Source organism: Stenotrophomonas sp. SrG, from assembly GCF_050031795.1.
Taxonomy (GTDB): domain Bacteria; phylum Pseudomonadota; class Gammaproteobacteria; order Xanthomonadales; family Xanthomonadaceae; genus Stenotrophomonas; species Stenotrophomonas rhizophila_A.
The window spans coordinates 1-239 of record NZ_JBNBBE010001106.1; the positions used below are offsets into that span (position 1 = coordinate 1).

General features: G+C 69.9%; 1 pseudogene. It reads right to left on the reverse strand.

Annotated features, from left to right (window positions below):
- A pseudogene (locus tag ACQG3P_RS22895) lies at positions 1-229 on the reverse strand (roadblock/LC7 domain-containing protein); the annotation flags it as partial.
- Positions 230-239 lie beyond the last annotated feature (10 nt).

The window sequence follows — 239 nt, forward strand, 5'->3', positions numbered from 1 at the left end:
CGGCTCGTGATCCGCTGAGTTCGGCCATGATGTTGCGGCCACATTCCTTTGCCCTCCAAAGCACCTTGCCGGTCACGCAGCGCGTGTCGCAGGCGGCCATCAGCCACAGCGGTGCGGGCGCGCACGGCAGCGCCAGCATCAGCACCTTGCCCTCGCCGGCTTCCAGCATCAGCACGTCCCGTTCGCCCAGCGACAGCTCGCGGCCCACGGCGGCGGCCAGTGCCAGCATCGCGCTGGTC